Raw genomic sequence first — 15,896 nt, 5'->3', positions numbered from 1 at the left:
CTACCGTATGAATTCCTTTACCCACATCGACGCAGAGAACCAACCAGGTATGGTTGACGTTTCAGACAAGAACACCACCAAACGCGAAGCGACAGCAGAAGCCATCGTTCAGTTAGGTCCCGATGTCATGCAACAACTCGAAGGCGAAGAAATTCAATCGAAAAAAGGCCCCGTCTTCCAAACGGCGATCATCGCGGGAACTATGGCCGCAAAAAACACTTCCAACCTTATCCCCTTTTGTCACCCACTCCCACTCGAAAAATGTAAATTTAAAATCGAAGTGATCGACACTGAACACGTATCCGTGAAATGCACCTGCCTTACCAACGCACGTACTGGCGTCGAAATGGAAGCCCTCACCGGCGCAAATGTCGCCGCCCTCACCATTTATGACATGTGCAAAGCAGTCAGCAAAGCTATCGTCATCAAAGACACCCGCTTGCTCACGAAATCAGGCGGCAAGTCAGATTTTATTGCTCAATAACAAAGAAAAATGCCTCACTAGAATAAACTAGTGAGGCAAAAGTTTTTAGACTGAAAGTAGTCTAGAAGCTTTCAAGTGATTACCAAAGAAGCTGAACACGCGCGCGGAAACCGCCGATCATGTCTTTCTGGTCTTTAGCACCATTTTCAGCCCATGCGTGCTCATATCCAGCCATGAACTTCACAGCCTTGCTGTGGTGGTAGTTAAGACCAAAATAGTGAGACTGAATTTCTGAATCAGGACCTGTAACCTTTGTTACTGGAGCACGACGGATAAGCTCATCTGTGTCGATTTCAAACTCATCGTTCTCAAGGTAAGACCAGCGGTATACTGGCTCCCACTTGTCGTAACGGTAGGAAACGCGTACTGCGTAACCTGTAGAATCGCCGGCGTCAGCCATACCTGCACCGAAGTATTCACCGAGGATGTTGAAACCAGCTACGTCGTATGTTGCGTAAGCTGTCCATGCTTGCATGTTGTCACCTGTTACGAGGTTGTTCCACTGGTGACCATAGTCAGCACCAACAAGGAAGTCATTTGCTTCCCACTGAAGGCGACCAAATGCTGCAATGTCGTTGTCAGCAGCTGCGTCACCACCGAGGCGTGAACCTTCACCTTGTGCTGAGTTAGTTAAAGATGTTGCATAGCTGAATCCACCACCGAGGTCGCCACCAACGTGTACACCTGTGTGACGAGCGGCGAAGTCAAGATCGTCTGCGAAGAAGCGGTTTGCTGCAGAACGCTCGATTGTTGGGATAGATGAGGAAGAAGATGTCTCTTCATAACCCCAAGGTACTTTTACAAAACCAAGTTTAAGATCGAATGCATCATTAGTTTTGTATCCGATGTATGCCTTATCAAAAGCGACTTCTGGGTTTTCGTCACCAGCGAAGTCAAATACTGTTTCACCGTACCAGCCGTTCTGGAGCTTTACTTTGGCTCCGAAGAAGAGACGACGGAAGTAGAAGTGATTAGTGCTGTTGAGATCCGTTTCTACACCAGACTCTTTACGCTCACCCTGAAGTGCGTCGTACTGCATTTGGAGACGACCGTTGAAGCGAACTTCTACTGTTTCCTTCTGCTTAGCTTTGAAGATTGCGCCTGTTTCTTCGACAGGAGTCATTACTTCGCCTGCGAACGCTGAGCCTGTGAGAGCTGCTGCGCCGAGAATTGTTGTTACTACTTTGTTATCCATAGTTTTGTGTTAATGTCGTTAGTGCGAATCTGCTAGAGTGGACCTCTTCGCTTTTTCGTTTCGCTGACTCTATTTAGGATCTATTTAAGATTTCAGAACTTTTATTGTGTGTAAGAATTGTCACATTCAACAATAGGCACTGAAACCACCCCACAAAACCACCCTCCTATTCGCGTGAGTAAAACCCCGCCAATAGCTACACTCACTACAATAGTAGAATCACTTAATACAAACCGAGCGCCTGCTTAGCGCAAGCCACGCCAAACTCGAATTTCGTCTTCGTCGGTCGAACAGGTGAAATTTCCTGCCAACCAAACTTGAGCCCTTCTTCTCTTAGCTTTTCCGTCGGATGCACCATCACATTGCGTTCGCAAAGATAGAGCATTGGTAAGTCCGCATGACTATCAGAATAGCCAAAGCTATTTGGCAACACATCCCCAGCTTTCCAGCAATCAGGGAAAAGATGCTGCATGCGTGTAATCTTTACTCCCCCTTTATTATTGCTCCCAACAATATCGGGAAAAAGTGCGACACGCTTTCCAACCTCCACTTGGGTCCCAAAGAAGTGATCAAAACCTAACTTCTCTGCAATATATTTCACCCAGATCTCAGGGCTTGCTGAGTTCAATACCGTGAGGCGCCCTTCGCTTTTGTGCGTCTCTACGATCTCCACAACCTCCGAATACAAACCATCCGGAATCAAGTCTTCCACGAAATCCCGCGCATAGCCATCAAGAGTCTGAGCATCCATTCCTGCCAAATAATTCAGAAACACCCGCTTCATCGGCCCAGGTCCTATCCATTTAGCAAAGGGAGCAAAGGGAATAAACCCTAACAGATACAGGACTCGGAGTCGCTCCCGTTTGAGAACGAAATTACAAAACAATAGCTGAGTATCCCAAGGGACGATTGTTTGATCCAAATCAAAAAGCGCGTAACCAGTGGTTTCAGAATTCACTATGTGAGCTTTGGTAAAATGTATAAAATGACAAGAGCTTAATCTAACTCTACAAACTCCAGAGAAATATCCAAAGCCACTGCTGAATGCGTCACTGCCCCAACAGAAATAAAATCAACCCCCGTTTCTGCGATCCCTTTAACCGTCGTTAAATTTACTCCCCCACTAGCCTCAAGCTTGGGCCCATTCTCCCCTCTCATGGCCACTGCTTGAATGAGTTGCTCGTTAGACATGTTATCTAACAAAATATAGTCAACTCCTGAGAACTTTAGGAAATCCTCTACCTGATCTAACCTATCAGCTTCTAACTCGACTTCGACAGATGGTTTATCATGCTTCAGCTGAGAAATCGCAGCCTGAATTCCCTCCAAACCATTTTCAGCGACAAGATGGTTATCCTTCACCATCGCTCTATCATAAAGCCCCATCCTATGATTTTTGCCCCCGCCTGCGCGAACTGCCATTTTTTCAAGCCAGCGCCAACCTGGAGTCGTCTTGCGTGTGTCTAAAATCTCAGCCTTCGAATGTTTTGCTAAGTCTACGAAAGCTGCCGTTTTAGTCGCAATACCTGAAAGCCTTTGGGCAAAGTTCAGAGCCGTTCTCTCTGCAGTCAGCAATGATTGCGAAGAGCCTATAATCTCCATCACTCGCTCCCCATATTTCACCCTATCACCATCTTCAGCGAGTAACTTGACAGTTAACCCCGCATCGACTTTTTCAAAGACGCGCTTCGCCACCTCCAGACCAGCCACCACGCCAGTATCTTTTACTAACATATAAGCGCGGGATTCTTTTTCCTTCGGCACAAAATACTGCGCCGTTACATCCCCTTCTCCGATATCTTCACGGAGCGCCATATCGATCAGCTGCTCTACCTCTGCTTGCATGACCGCAGCCTAGCGTGAGATTTCACTCTGGAAACCCAAAAAACTTGCATGTTTCTTTGGCTTTGCTTTCACTCACCCCATGCCGACTGAAATGCAACAAACACTCGCTGCGCCAGCCACTCTCGAGGGCTCCTCCCTCCACACTGGCCAAAAGGTGACTCTCACTATCAAACCTGCTCCTGCTGATTCAGGTTTCCAGTTCCGCCGTATCGACCTCGACGACCAACCATTCATCGACGCCGACGTCTCAAAGGTACAAACAGTGGAACGCGCAACCACCCTCGCTGAAGGTTCCGTAAAAGTGCACACAGTCGAGCACGTTATTTCAGCACTCACCGGCATGGGCGTAGATAACGCTCTCATCGAAATGGATGCCAACGAGCCGCCAATCGGCGACGGTTCTTCAGCGCCATTCGTTGAGCTCATCAAACAAGCTGGCGTCGTCACCCAAGACGTTCCAGCCAAAGTCTGGGAAATCCGCGAGCCTATCCATTACGATACAGGCAAAGGCTCTTTTATCACCATCGTTCCTGACAAAAAATTCCGCGTCTCTTGCACCAACGTCGGCCCAGATGGTCGCTTTACGCAATTTTTCTCTACCGAGGTCACTCCTGAAACATACGAAAAGGAAATCGCTCCAGCGCGTACCTTTGTCTACTACGAAGACGTTAAACCACTTCTCGATAAAGGTCTCATCAAAGGCGGATCACTCGAGAATGCAGTCGTCATCCGCGGTGAGGAAATCATGAGCAAGGAGCCACTTCGCTTCGACAATGAATTCGCCCGCCACAAGGCACTCGATGTCATCGGCGATCTCATGCTCAGCGGCAAGCGCATCACTGGCCACGTCATCTGTGTAAAACCAGGTCACGGACCTAACACCAAGATGGCGGCCATCCTTAAAAACGAGTACTCACGTATGCGCTCCATGGTACCACCACTCGCTATCCCTAAAGGTGAAGCAGTGCTCGACATCAACGACATCCTAAAAATTCTTCCACACCGTTACCCATTCCTTCTCGTCGACCGTATTATCGATTTCGAAGGCGACAACAAATGCACCGGTGTGAAAAACGTCACCATCAACGAACCATTCTTCCCTGGTCACTTCCCTGGTCACCCAATCATGCCTGGTGTGCTTCAACTCGAAGCCATGGCACAAGTCGCGTCCTGTCTCATGCTCCGCAAACCTGAGAACCAAGGGAAAATTGGTTACTTCATGAGCGCTGACAATGTCAAATGGCGCCGTCCAGTGCTTCCTGGAGACACCCTCTTCATCGAAGCAGAGATCCTGAAAATGCGCCGCAACATCGGCTTTGCGACTTGTCGCTGTGTAGTCAACGGCGAGGTCGTCTCCTCCGGTGACCTCAAGTTCTCGCTGATCGACGAATAATACCACTTCGTGATTCAAACGAGGCGAAGGACGGTGCGATTTGGTATAATCGCTCTGACGAAATTCTCTTCTAAAGCCAATCGCATTCACTTGCGCTTGGCTTTTTTATTGTGAAGCCAGCTCCCACATCGCAGCCACACTAGCGCGTTGCAAATTCTTTTGTGTCGAACACAACCCCACCACGTACGGCTCGAGCTTCGGTGTGTTTTCTAAAATCTCAACATCATCGCGAAACGGACTCTTCTCAAGCACCAGCTCTGGCACCACTCCTATTCCACAACCAAGCCGCACCATCGCCAAAATACCTTCATTCCCACTGACTTCAGAAATCCTCGCAGTGTGCGCGCCTAGCTCTCTAAGGCATTGATCCACCCGCGTTCTCGAAAGCCCACTTCGTGCCAATACTAAGGGTAGTTTTCTTAAATCTTGAGGCTCACGGTACTCCACCCCAGCCGTGTGCTTCTTTGGCCCCACAAACACCAAATTCGTCGTCAACAGCGGCAGAAACTCAACACGCGCAATCTGTCGATCAGGCAATGCAGCCACCGCCATATCAATCTCACCTGCTACCAGTTTCTCAATAGACTCTTCAGCCGCTCCCGTTCGAAGACTCAATTTCACATTCGGATAAGCTGAGCGATAACTTTCTAATAAACTCGGCAAAACACTGTAAACTGCAGTCACCGATGCATAGATCGAAACTGCCCCCTGCACCGATCCATCATCAACCAAATCCTCGCAGACATTTTCCCAGTCGCGCAATGCCTTCTGTGCGTAATCTCTAAACTTCTCCCCAGCCAGCGTCAGCTGCACATGCCGATTGTCGCGCAGAAACAACTCCTGCCCAATCTCATGCTCCAGCCGCTGAATGCTCCGCGTCAGTGCTGATGGACTCAGATTGCACAATTCACTAGCACGACCGAAGTGCAAAAGCTCAGCAACAGTTAGGAAATTCTTAATTTCGTGGTGGTTCAAACTGCCGACATATTAAGCAGACCAATCCATTGCGCAAGTCTCTGAAATTGCTCACCGCTTCCTTACCTACGCCTTCTAGTGTTTCTAGAGGAATCGATCTTGCCGTCCCCATCGCGATCCTCTCCATACTCCATCGTGTTAGAATACGAGACACCGAGTCTCCTCGCCTTCGATAGATGCTCGCTGTAATCTTTCGGCTTCTCAGTCGCTTTGTAATCTGCATTTAGCTTCAGCAATACCGACCTCATTTCAGCCACATTAGCCTCTAGTGGAAAATGCTTCACAACCTTACCGTCTAGCCCAAATTCCCCTGGATAAATGACAAAATGCCCAGAGCTCGCCTGCACGTTCTTAATCACAGCAGCCCAATCCTTATCACTACTCGATGCTGTATCGTAATGAAACTTGCCGCGCAGCTCCGAATCGCCGGTCAGCTTTTTTAACTCCTCTCTCTGCATTTCACGCAAGCTCACAGGAGCAACGGTAAACACTAACAGCCGCTGATCTGCAGAACTCACATTCAGCGCTTGCTTGAAACTCGAAAAATCAGGAACGAGCGCCTTGCTTGGAGCATCTTTAGCAGAATATTTACTCGCGATTTTCTTCATCGCTTCGAGTACATCTTCGCGCTGGAGCTCATCGTTTTTGACCTGACCACGACTGAAGCTCATTGTCGGCGAACGACTCGCACGCGATAACTGCGTTTTACCATCTGGCGAGAGCACCACAAAAGCCGTATTAGCAAGCTTGCCGTTCAAGTACTTCCTCACACGCTCTTGGTTTTCCTCACTCTCATAAGTCTCTAACCTGAGACAAACAAACTTGCGAGAGAGCTCAATAAATTCTTTTTCCGCGAACAAACTGTTCTGCTGTCGTGTATAGCCCGGTCAAAACACGCCCGAAACCGACGATGCCTGACAAGCTGCCGACATAAAGAATATCGGCCGATTACTCCGCTTCGCCTCCGCCACCGCTACATCCCAAGTAGCATACCACACCACGCCTTCCTCTCCAATCTTCAGCTGCGATGCCCCAATCGGCTCCAAATTCGCCCGCCGCGACGACCGGTCTTGAGCAAAAGCCAAACTTCCCATTCCTACAAAAAAAGCAGCCGAGTAAATAAGTGATCGTCGCATACACCTACTAACCACTCAACACAGCTAAAGTTTCAAAATGCATCACCCAAAAAAATATCATCCACCGCAACCCAGGCGGTGCTATACCTGGCCTTCAACCTTCCAAGCCTTCGACAGTCCGAACCACCAAGATACTCACACAAACCCACAGTCACACCCCATCAAAGCAGAGCGACTTCGTTAAATTGCGACTTGCGCAACATAATTTCCTAATAAATTCAATTTACGCAACATGAGTTTTGCGATTGAATACGCGCGATTCACTATCACCCCCCCAATTTATAGAAAAAACATTATGGCTGAAAATTACTTCAACACACTTCCACTCCGCCGCAAGCTCGCTGAGCTTGGCGACTGTCACTTCATGGACGCATCTGAATTTGCACGCGGTACAGAAGCTGCACAAGGCAAGAAGATCGTCATCGTAGGTTGTGGCGCTCAGGGCCTCAACCAAGGCCTCAACATGCGTGACTCCGGTCTCGACGTTTCCTACGCACTTCGCGATGCAGCAATCGCAGAAAAGCGCCAGTCTTTCCTCAACGCTTCCGAAAACGGTTTCGCAGTAGGCACTTACGAAGAAATGCTTCCAACTGCAGACATCGTAATGAACCTCGCTCCTGATAAGCAGCACACTTCTGTGGTTGAAACTGTGATTCCTCACATGAAGGAAGGCGCTACTTTCTCCTACGCACACGGCTTCAACATCGTTGAAGAAGGCACACAAATCCGTAAGGACCTCACAGTCATCATGGTGGCTCCTAAGTCCCCAGGTTCTGAAGTACGTGAAGAATACAAGCGCGGCTTCGGTGTTCCAACACTCATCTCCTGCCACGTTGAAAACGACCCAACTGGTGAAGGTATCGAAATCGCTAAAGCACTCTGTGTTGCTCAGGGCGGTCACCACGCAGGTGTACTGAACTCCTCATTCGTTGCTGAAGTAAAGTCCGACCTCATGGGCGAGCAGACCATCCTCTGTGGTCTCCTCCAGGCTGGCTCCATCCTCTGCTTCGACAAAATGGTCAAAGAAGGAATCGACGAAGGTTACGCATCCAAACTCATCCAGTACGGCTGGGAAACTATCACTGAAGCTCTCAAGCACGGTGGTATTACCAACATGATGGATCGTCTCTCTAACCCAGCGAAAATCGTTGCTTACAGCCTCTCCGAAGAGCTTAAGGAAATCATGCGCGACCTCTTCTACAAGCATATGGACGACATCATCTCTGGTGAGTTCTCCTCCACAATGATGGCTGACTGGGCAAACGACGACGCGAACCTTCTCAAGTGGCGTAAAGAAACTGGCGAGACTGCATTCGAGAAATCCACTGCATCTGGTGAAATCTCCGAGCAAGAATACTTCGACAAAGGCATCGTCATGGTAGCTATGGTCAAAGCAGGCGTTGAGCTCGCATTCGAAGCAATGGTCGATTCCGGCATCCAGCCTGAGTCCGCGTACTACGAGTCCCTCCACGAAACTCCACTCATCGCGAACACAATTGCTCGTAAGAAACTCTTCGAAATGAACCGCATCATTTCCGACACAGCTGAGTACGGTTGCTACCTCTTCTCACACGCTGCAGTGCCTCTTCTTAAAGACTTCATCGACGACATCGGCACCGACGTGATCGGCAAAGGCCTCGAGTCCGACGACACATCCGTTGACAACAAGCTTCTTGTAGACGTGAACTACAACATCCGTAACCACGAAGTCGAAGAGATCGGTGAGATCCTCCGCGACTCCATGGCGAACATGAAAGCTATCGTCTAATTCGCCTAGACTAACACTTCCAAACAAAAGAGCTCAGGGTACACACTCTGAGCTCTTTTTTTGTCCCAAAATCCCCCCATCGCGACCACGCGATGCTAACCCATGACCTTCGACCTTACAGACCTTCGACACCCGGCAGGGACGCATCTCCGAGGCGTGCAGCTGTGCACCGATCTTAAAACCCAACAAGACTCAGACCCTCCTAAAAAAACACCTCACCAAGCTTCATTCAAAACCCATCGCGACCACGCGATGCTAACTCTGACCTTCGACCTTTCAGACCTTCGGCAGCCAAAGGCAAGGACGATTATCCTTAATCGTCAGGCTGTGCACCCGTCTTCAGACCCAACCAGCAGACCCCTTTCTACAAACTTCATGCCTAGCTTCGGTCCATCAAGGAATCAATCAACTAACCCATCCGGACGTCAGCGGAATGACGTCCCAGCCTAGGTTCACGGATCAAAGACCCTAAAACAACACACCTACGTGTAGACGGTCACCGGTCCGACACCGCCGATCCCTTGAACCGCGCGTAACTTCCGCACCGCCTTCTTCACCATTTCCACCGCAGCGTCCGTCTCTTCGCGTGTGGTAAGAATGGAAAAAGAAATCCGCAATGAGCTCTTCGCCTGCTTCGCTGGAATCCCCATCGCCGTTTGCACATGCGAAGGCTTTTGCTTGCCCGTCATGCAGGCCGATCCTGCCGAACACGCCATCCCGTATTCATCGAGTAAAATCAACAAACCTGCCGCCTCACAGTCCTCGAATGCCAGGTGGCTGGTATTCTTTGTGCGAAATTCCTGCGAGCCATTCACCTGCACCCCATGCACCTCGGCGAGCAAACGTTGCTCGAAATGGTCGCGCAATGCACCGACACCGGCATGGCCGTCTGCCTCCAAGCGCACACGCATCATCTCCGCTGCTTTACCAAGCCCCACGATCGATGCCACATTCTCCGTCCCTGAACGCCTACCCGACTCCTGCCCGCCCCCGAAGAGCAAAGGCTCAAACGAAACATTCTTGCGGATATACAATGCGCCCACTCCCTTCGGAGCATGGAACTTGTGCCCAGAAATCGATAAAAAATCGGCCTCAACCGCGCGCACATCGACTGGGCATTTACCCACTGCCTGAATCGCATCACTATGGAAAGGCACGCCCGCAGCGCGCGCCATCGCCGCCGCTTCCAGCACTGGCTGAATCACCCCGGTCTCATTATTCGCCCACATCAAGGTCGCAAAACCTGCATCCTCCTGCTCTACCGCTTCTTTCCATGCCGCAAGATCGAGTCTGCCATCAGCTCCCACAGCGACACGCTCGATAGTATAACCACGCTTCTCGAGCACCTCACAGGTGCGTAAAATGGAACTGTGTTCGATCTGCGAGGTGATGATTCGCTTTCCCTTGCCCACCGCCTCAGCAAGTGAATACAAGGCCGCATTATTGGACTCGGTACCACAGCCAGTAAAAACAATCTCATCAGCTTCCGCCCCAATCAACTGAGCCACCTGTTCCCGCGCTTGCTCGAGCGCCTTCTTCACCGCCTTCCCCGCACGGTAGCCACTCGAGGGATTATAACATTGATCCGTCAAATACGGCAGCATGGCTTCCAAGACATCGGGGTGCACACGCGTCGTCGCATTGGAATCAAGGTAAATCATAACCAGAGCCTAAAACCACTCACCCAAGAAATCTACCGCGAATTTTCTCTATTTTCCCGTTAGCAATCACAGATGGCTGGGAAGATTATCCTTAACCGCCCTGCTGACCACCGGTCTTCGTGATCATTGAATAAGCCCATTCCAAATCGTGCAGTCACATCTGCCATTGCATCTCAAAAACCAAATAGACCTTTCCTCTTGAAATCGCCATTTCGATTTCGTTAGTTCCCATTAGCTCTTTGTTCCGTCGTTCATGCAGCTCTTTTCCCTCACCCACCAAACGTCCCACTTTATTCGTAATGTATAATTCTCCACTCGCTGCATCGCAGCTCCCAGTAAATCCCACTTGATCATTTATAAACCAGCCACTAATGTCCAATTATGGAAACAGCCCAGAAACTTCGGGAGTCTCGCTCCCAGCACTTGTTGCGCAGCTCAGAAGTAGCTGTGAAGCAGCTGCGCGTTTTCAAGCAGGTTCTACCTGTTACGCAGAGGAAGTCGCCATCTTCCTCCGCATCGCAGAAGAAAACAAACTCTTCCTCTGCACCCCGCCGCCAGAGCTAGATCGCACACCCGACGACGAGGGCAATGAACACCAAGTTTGGTTTCGCCCTGAATCTGCCAGCTTCCTCAAGGCCACTTGGCCCAACCACTTCGGCATGCTCGTCGTACACCGTCACGACGAAGAGCCCGCAGCCTCTCCTATTGCCTACCTAGAACGTTGGTTATACCACTTCGCGATTCAAATAAGACGAATGGCGGTGTAATTTGTTTAGAAATCAAGGCTCGATGAAGAAGCGATGCGAGCATCGTGACTGAAGAGAAACGCTGATTTATCAACAAAGTGCCCGACACCTCTTTTCTTTCACGTAGCGTAACTCTTCAAGCCTCCAAAAAAATCATTCGTCTCATTGGGAGTGCGATTTGGTATGCCTACACAATGAACTCTTCGGTGACTCGGTCAAATTTCTCGGCGCTCTCGATACCGCTCAAGGGCTGCGTTTAATCATCAGCCAGCCCGCCATCCACGGACAGCCGGCTACCGATGAACAGATAGAAACATTTTTCACCGAATCTAGCTGGAAACCTTTTCGGGTGAATGACGACATCGCCTTCTTTGACCCGCAGCGCCAGATCGTGGTATCCGATACCCACCGCGGCAATATCATCCTTATGGACAACGGGTTACTCGCACCTATTGATCTCCGTGTCCAGGCACTTAGTCCAGACCTCGTCGACACCATCACCAAACTCACGTCGTAGCCACCCGCTCTGCCCGCTCAGCCACTCCATCACAGCAAGTCTCACCCACGCACCACCCCTTAACACCTAAAACTTAAAACCTAACACCAAGCCGAAGGCGCATCTAACTCATTCACTAAACTGACATTAGAAAAGAAGTTTCAAACACTTGATTTTTAAGTCTTCACCTAGCTGCTAGGAACTGCTAGTACCCCTGTGTCACTTTACATCGTCAGTTCCTTAGTTTCCCCCTTTTTGCATCCCACTTATTTCTAACTATCAATGCCCGCAGCTAAGAAATCAGCCAAACAGCAGAAGAGCTGTGAAGAGAGAAATAAACTCGCCCACGACGAACGCCGGCACGGCTACGTGAACCCGTCCACCGGCAATACCAACTACGCCTGGATTCTCCACATGGTGAGCAAACTCTCTGATTGGAGCGGAGCGACAAAGACAACCCACCAGGTTTGCCCGAAGGGTGAGCGCGGAGGCGCGAATCAAAACCGCGTCACCGGCTTCGTCCTCGCCAACGGCTCCATATCCACCCATACCAAGGGCGAAGGCGTGATCCGCCAAAAGCTCGTCGACTGCATGATCGCCCTGCCCGGCCAACTCTTCTACACCACCCAGATCGAGGTCTGTTTTTGGTTACTAACCAAAAACAAGAGGGCTGACAGCGCCGCCGCAATCTATTTTCCAATCATAAAAGCCGCATGAGCATGAACGAAGCAGAAACTCGCTACGAGTTGATCGACCCCATCCTTCGTAAAAAAGGATACAAGCGGCCCTATATTCGGCTCGAAACACCTGCCCCAGTTGAGCCTATTGGGAACAAAGGCCGACGTAGTAACCGAGCAGGTAAGATGGATTACCTGATTTGTGTGGATAGCCCTCAGGGCCCTGCGCCTTTACCCGTTGCTATTCTCGAAGCAAAAAAGGAATCCGAAGATCCCCTAAAAGGTATGGGGCAAGCAAAGGACTACGGAAAATGCGACCGCTTCGATGCTAAATACATTTTCTCCACAAACGGACATCGCTATGCAAAGTTCAACAAGTTCAACGGAATGCAAACGGGGCCGTTCCCCTTGGCTGATTTCCCAGACCACCAAACAATCACAGAGTGTTATGCCAGGCATACTGGCATCGAGCTCGATAAGCCTGAGGCAAAAATGCTCTTTACGGCAGACAGCCCCGCTTACCCAGAGTCTCGCTATTATCAAGACGCTGCCATTCGGGCGACTTTCGAGAAAGTTCTCCAATGTGAGAAAGATGGCCAGCCAGCACGCGCATTGCTTTCCCTAGCGACTGGAGCAGGAAAGACGATTATCGCCGCAAATATGCTTTGGCGGCTCAATGAGGCTGGACGCCTTTCCAAACCTGCACTTTTCATCTGCGACCGTGACGAATTGCGCACGCAGGGTTACAACAAGCTAAAAGCGGTCTTCGGCGGTAACGCTCGCATTGTTGAAAATAAACAGGGCGACAATACGGCAAAAAATGCACGTATCCACGTCGCTACTTATCAAACCCTTGGCATTGACGACGAAGCTGAGGATTTTGCCAGCTTCCTTTCCGAGCACTATCCGGAAAACTCCTTTAGCGTCATCATTATCGACGAGTGCCACCGCTCGGCATGGGGCAAGTGGTCGGAAGTGCTCACTCGAAATCCAGACGCGATTCAAATTGGTCTGACTGCGACGCCACGCAAACTGCATCCCAGCAAAGCAGTATCGGCAGATAAGGAAGCACTTGCTGCAATTAAAGAGGACAATGAAATCACCGCCAATAACCACAACTATTTCGGTGAACCTGTCTATGAGTATAAACTAAGTCAGGCGCAAGAGGACGGCTACTTAGCGGCTTGCGAGATCATGAAGCGCAAGTCGACAATTGATAGTCGCACTTTCTCTAAAGCGGAAATCCTCAAAGCAGGCGTCATAGACATCGCCACCGGCCAGCCATTCCGTGAAGAAGACCTGACGAAAGACGAATACACCGGCAAAGACTTCGACGATAAGTTATTTATCGACCTACGCACTCCAGCGATGTGCCAAGACTTGTTTGACTTGCTCTGCCAAAACGGAGGCCCTGAGCAAAAGGTCATCATCTTCTGCACCCGCGAGATCCATGCCGATAGAGTCGTTCAGCACATGGGAAACCTCTACGCCCAATGGTGTATTGATAACGACAAGGAACCCAAAGAAGATTACGCCTTCAAGTGTATGGGCGGTCCCAATGGAGGCTCCGACATGATTGAGCCCATGCGCGGCTCCAGCGAACGCGCCTTCGTCGCTTGCACGGTCGACCTACTGGAAGCTGGGGTCGACATCGAGCGGCTCAACGCAGTTGTCTTTTTCCGCTACTTAAAGTCCTCGATCAAATTCTATCAGATGGTTGGTCGTGGCACCCGCATCGACGAGACCACGAAGAAGTATAAATTCTGGCTCTACGATTACACTGGTGCGACCGACTTATTCGGCACCGATTTTATCACGAAACCACCAACGCCCGGAGGCGGTGGTGGCGGAGGCGGAGGCGAAGAACCTCCCGGTGGCGGAGGCAGCGGAGAGTCCCCGCCTGTTCCTGAAATGCACGGCCAAACCGACGTGCTCGGTGATGGTCACTACATCTTCGGCCAGCGTAATGGGCAAGACACCCGCATCCCAATCGAAGAGTATCGTCGAGAAATGATTCAGCGCGTAATCAGTGAGGCAGATAATCTCAACGACTTCCGCCAGCTATGGATCGAGCAACAGCGTCGAAAAAAGCTGATCGAGCATCTACTCGGATGTGACTACAACCCAGAACGTATCCGTGAAGTGGATAAGATGGAGGCATTCGACCTTTACGATGTTTTTGCGCATCACGGCTACCATGCACATGCATTGAAACGTGAAGAGCGTAGTAAGGCCTATATCACAGGCAATGTGGACTGGTTCAGTAGCATGGACGCCAAGGCCGCAGCGGTGCTAAAAGCTTTGGGGCAACAATTCAGCATTGCTGGGACAGACGCATTGGAATCCGAATCTCTGTGGGAGGTTCCAGAGATCAAGAATGAGGGTGGCGTTCGGGCGCTCTATTCACTTGGAAAACCAATTGAAGTGATGCTTCAGGCGAAAGGGAAGTTATTTGCAGCATGAGAACGATAAAGCTAGGAGACATCTGTCAGTTTGTATACGGCAAGAGCTTAACGAGTAAGCAAAGAAACTTGGGAAATATTAAAGTTTACGGCTCCAATGGTGAGGTCGGAAATCATGATTTGGGTTACACCGAAGGTGCTACGATTATTATAGGCCGAAAGGGTTCTATTGGTGAGGTTCATCTATCCCAAAATAGCTGCTGGCCTATAGATACAACTTACTATATTGATCGCAATTCAACGACCGTAGATATAGAATGGTTATACTTTCGCCTAATTGCATTACGACTAGACAAACTAAATCGTGCGAGCGGTGTCCCCGGATTAAATCGTGAAGATGCTTACAAGCAATTAATCACCGAGCCGAGGGGTTCGACATGGCAGAGAGATCAAGTCCTTGAGATCAAGGAGAAGCTTTCATCCTTCGAAACGGCGAAATGTTCGCTCAATCAACAACTGGACGATATTCAAATCTTATCCTATAGTATTATTCGAAGCTCTCTAAGTGGGATCAAGGTTGAGTCTAAATTGTCAGATTGCTTAGAAGAGGTTAAAGGCGGTATCGGTGAAAATTGGAAAGATTACCGTGTTCTAGGAGCCACACGTAACGGCCTAGCGCTCGCTAAAGAGCCACCAGGGAAAAAACCAGAACGCTATAAGCCAGTCACACCTGGAACCGTATTTTATAATCCGATGCGTATCATGATTGGTTCCATTGCTTTCGCGGATAGTGATGACGAGCCTGGTATCACCAGTCCAGATTATGTGGTGCTTAAGGGCAAAGAAGGTGTGGTCGATTCTCGTTGGTTTTATTACTGGATGCGTTCCCCGCTCGGCGAACGCTGCATCCAGTCGCTGTCCCGTGGTGCTGTGCGTGAGCGTATGCTCTTCAATCGACTAGCAGAAGGTGAAATCGAATTGCCCGACTACGACACCCAGTTGAAAGCGTCGCAAGCACTTGCCGAAATCAAACCGATGCAAACCGCAATCGAAGCACAACTTAAAGAGCTCGAACTAATTCCACAAAAGTTACTCGCCCAAATTTTTGAAAGTTAACC

Annotated in this window: 15 protein-coding genes and 1 pseudogene; 9 read left to right on the top strand and 7 right to left on the bottom strand. The window is 49.9% G+C overall.

Annotated features, from left to right (window positions below; genetic code table 11):
• The first annotated feature begins 7 nt into the window (after window positions 1-7).
• Window positions 8-484 (top strand): cyclic pyranopterin monophosphate synthase MoaC, encoded by a 477-nt coding sequence (moaC, locus tag ACFPK9_RS15610; protein WP_377096461.1) that lies wholly within the window; start codon window positions 8-10, stop codon window positions 482-484.
• A gap of 79 nt (window positions 485-563) precedes the next feature.
• On the opposite strand, the gene ACFPK9_RS15605 is transcribed toward moaC, so the two are convergent.
• From ACFPK9_RS15605 to nadC, 3 genes are all read right to left on the bottom strand, one after another.
• A complete protein-coding gene (locus ACFPK9_RS15605) occupies window positions 564-1,679 on the bottom strand; it encodes a porin (RefSeq protein ID WP_377096458.1) in 1,116 nt (371 codons plus the stop codon).
• Between the two features lie 223 nt (window positions 1,680-1,902).
• Entirely contained in the window at window positions 1,903-2,637 is a 735-nt protein-coding gene (locus ACFPK9_RS15600) for an HAD family hydrolase (RefSeq protein WP_377096455.1), read from the bottom strand.
• 38 nt (window positions 2,638-2,675) lie between these two features.
• Entirely contained in the window at window positions 2,676-3,524 is an 849-nt protein-coding gene (nadC, locus tag ACFPK9_RS15595; protein ID WP_377096452.1) for a carboxylating nicotinate-nucleotide diphosphorylase, read from the bottom strand.
• Between the two features lie 79 nt (window positions 3,525-3,603).
• On the opposite strand from nadC, the gene ACFPK9_RS15590 reads away from it, so the two are divergent.
• Entirely contained in the window at window positions 3,604-4,917 is a 1,314-nt protein-coding gene (locus tag ACFPK9_RS15590; protein ID WP_377096449.1) for a bifunctional UDP-3-O-[3-hydroxymyristoyl] N-acetylglucosamine deacetylase/3-hydroxyacyl-ACP dehydratase, read from the top strand.
• A gap of 105 nt (window positions 4,918-5,022) precedes the next feature.
• Here the strand turns inward: ACFPK9_RS15590 and ilvY are convergent, their stop codons facing one another.
• From ilvY to ACFPK9_RS15575, 3 genes are all read right to left on the bottom strand, one after another.
• On the bottom strand, window positions 5,023-5,892 hold the full coding sequence (gene ilvY / locus ACFPK9_RS15585) for an HTH-type transcriptional activator IlvY (protein ID WP_377096446.1): 870 nt from the start codon (window positions 5,890-5,892) through the stop codon (window positions 5,023-5,025).
• Window positions 5,893-5,954: 62 nt separating this feature from the next.
• The gene (locus ACFPK9_RS15580) at window positions 5,955-6,752 is read right to left on the bottom strand and encodes a hypothetical protein (protein ID WP_377096443.1); all 798 of its coding nucleotides are present in this window, start codon (window positions 6,750-6,752) and stop codon (window positions 5,955-5,957) included.
• Window positions 6,753-6,779: 27 nt separating this feature from the next.
• Entirely contained in the window at window positions 6,780-7,028 is a 249-nt protein-coding gene (locus tag ACFPK9_RS15575; RefSeq protein WP_377096440.1) for a hypothetical protein, read from the bottom strand.
• Between the two features lie 295 nt (window positions 7,029-7,323).
• Between ACFPK9_RS15575 and ilvC the strand changes: the two genes are divergently transcribed.
• Window positions 7,324-8,796, top strand: coding sequence for a ketol-acid reductoisomerase (gene ilvC / locus ACFPK9_RS15570; RefSeq protein WP_377096437.1), 1,473 nt, complete (start codon window positions 7,324-7,326; stop codon window positions 8,794-8,796).
• Window positions 8,797-8,898: 102 nt separating this feature from the next.
• A complete protein-coding gene (locus tag ACFPK9_RS15565) occupies window positions 8,899-9,246 on the top strand; it encodes a hypothetical protein (RefSeq protein WP_377096434.1) in 348 nt (115 codons plus the stop codon).
• Between the two features lie 32 nt (window positions 9,247-9,278).
• Here the strand turns inward: ACFPK9_RS15565 and ACFPK9_RS15560 are convergent, their stop codons facing one another.
• Window positions 9,279-10,457, bottom strand: a complete 1,179-nt coding sequence (locus tag ACFPK9_RS15560) for a cysteine desulfurase family protein (RefSeq protein WP_377096431.1) — start codon at window positions 10,455-10,457, stop codon at window positions 9,279-9,281.
• 371 nt (window positions 10,458-10,828) lie between these two features.
• Between ACFPK9_RS15560 and ACFPK9_RS15555 the strand changes: the two genes are divergently transcribed.
• From ACFPK9_RS15555 to ACFPK9_RS15535, 5 genes and pseudogenes are all read left to right on the top strand, one after another.
• Window positions 10,829-11,224, top strand: a complete 396-nt coding sequence (locus ACFPK9_RS15555; RefSeq protein ID WP_377096428.1) for a hypothetical protein — start codon at window positions 10,829-10,831, stop codon at window positions 11,222-11,224.
• A 157-nt stretch (window positions 11,225-11,381) separates the two neighbouring features.
• A complete protein-coding gene (locus ACFPK9_RS15550) occupies window positions 11,382-11,720 on the top strand; it encodes a putative polyvalent protein kinase domain-containing protein (protein ID WP_377096425.1) in 339 nt (112 codons plus the stop codon).
• A 291-nt stretch (window positions 11,721-12,011) separates the two neighbouring features.
• Window positions 12,012-12,380: pseudogene (locus ACFPK9_RS15545) on the top strand (N-6 DNA methylase); the annotation flags it as partial.
• A 38-nt stretch (window positions 12,381-12,418) separates the two neighbouring features.
• On the top strand, window positions 12,419-14,839 hold the full coding sequence (locus tag ACFPK9_RS15540; protein WP_377096422.1) for a DEAD/DEAH box helicase family protein: 2,421 nt from the start codon (window positions 12,419-12,421) through the stop codon (window positions 14,837-14,839).
• Complete coding sequence (locus ACFPK9_RS15535; RefSeq protein WP_377096419.1) at window positions 14,836-15,894, top strand: restriction endonuclease subunit S; 1,059 nt, start codon at window positions 14,836-14,838, stop codon at window positions 15,892-15,894. The genes ACFPK9_RS15540 and ACFPK9_RS15535 overlap by 4 nt, the downstream gene beginning before the upstream one ends.
• Window positions 15,895-15,896: the final 2 nt, after the last annotated feature.

The organism is Rubritalea spongiae (genome assembly GCF_042652385.1).
Classification (GTDB): Bacteria; Verrucomicrobiota; Verrucomicrobiia; order Verrucomicrobiales; family Akkermansiaceae; genus Rubritalea; species Rubritalea spongiae.
Note: the sequence above shows the minus strand (reverse complement) of the source record. Positions and strands in the feature narration are given on the sequence as shown.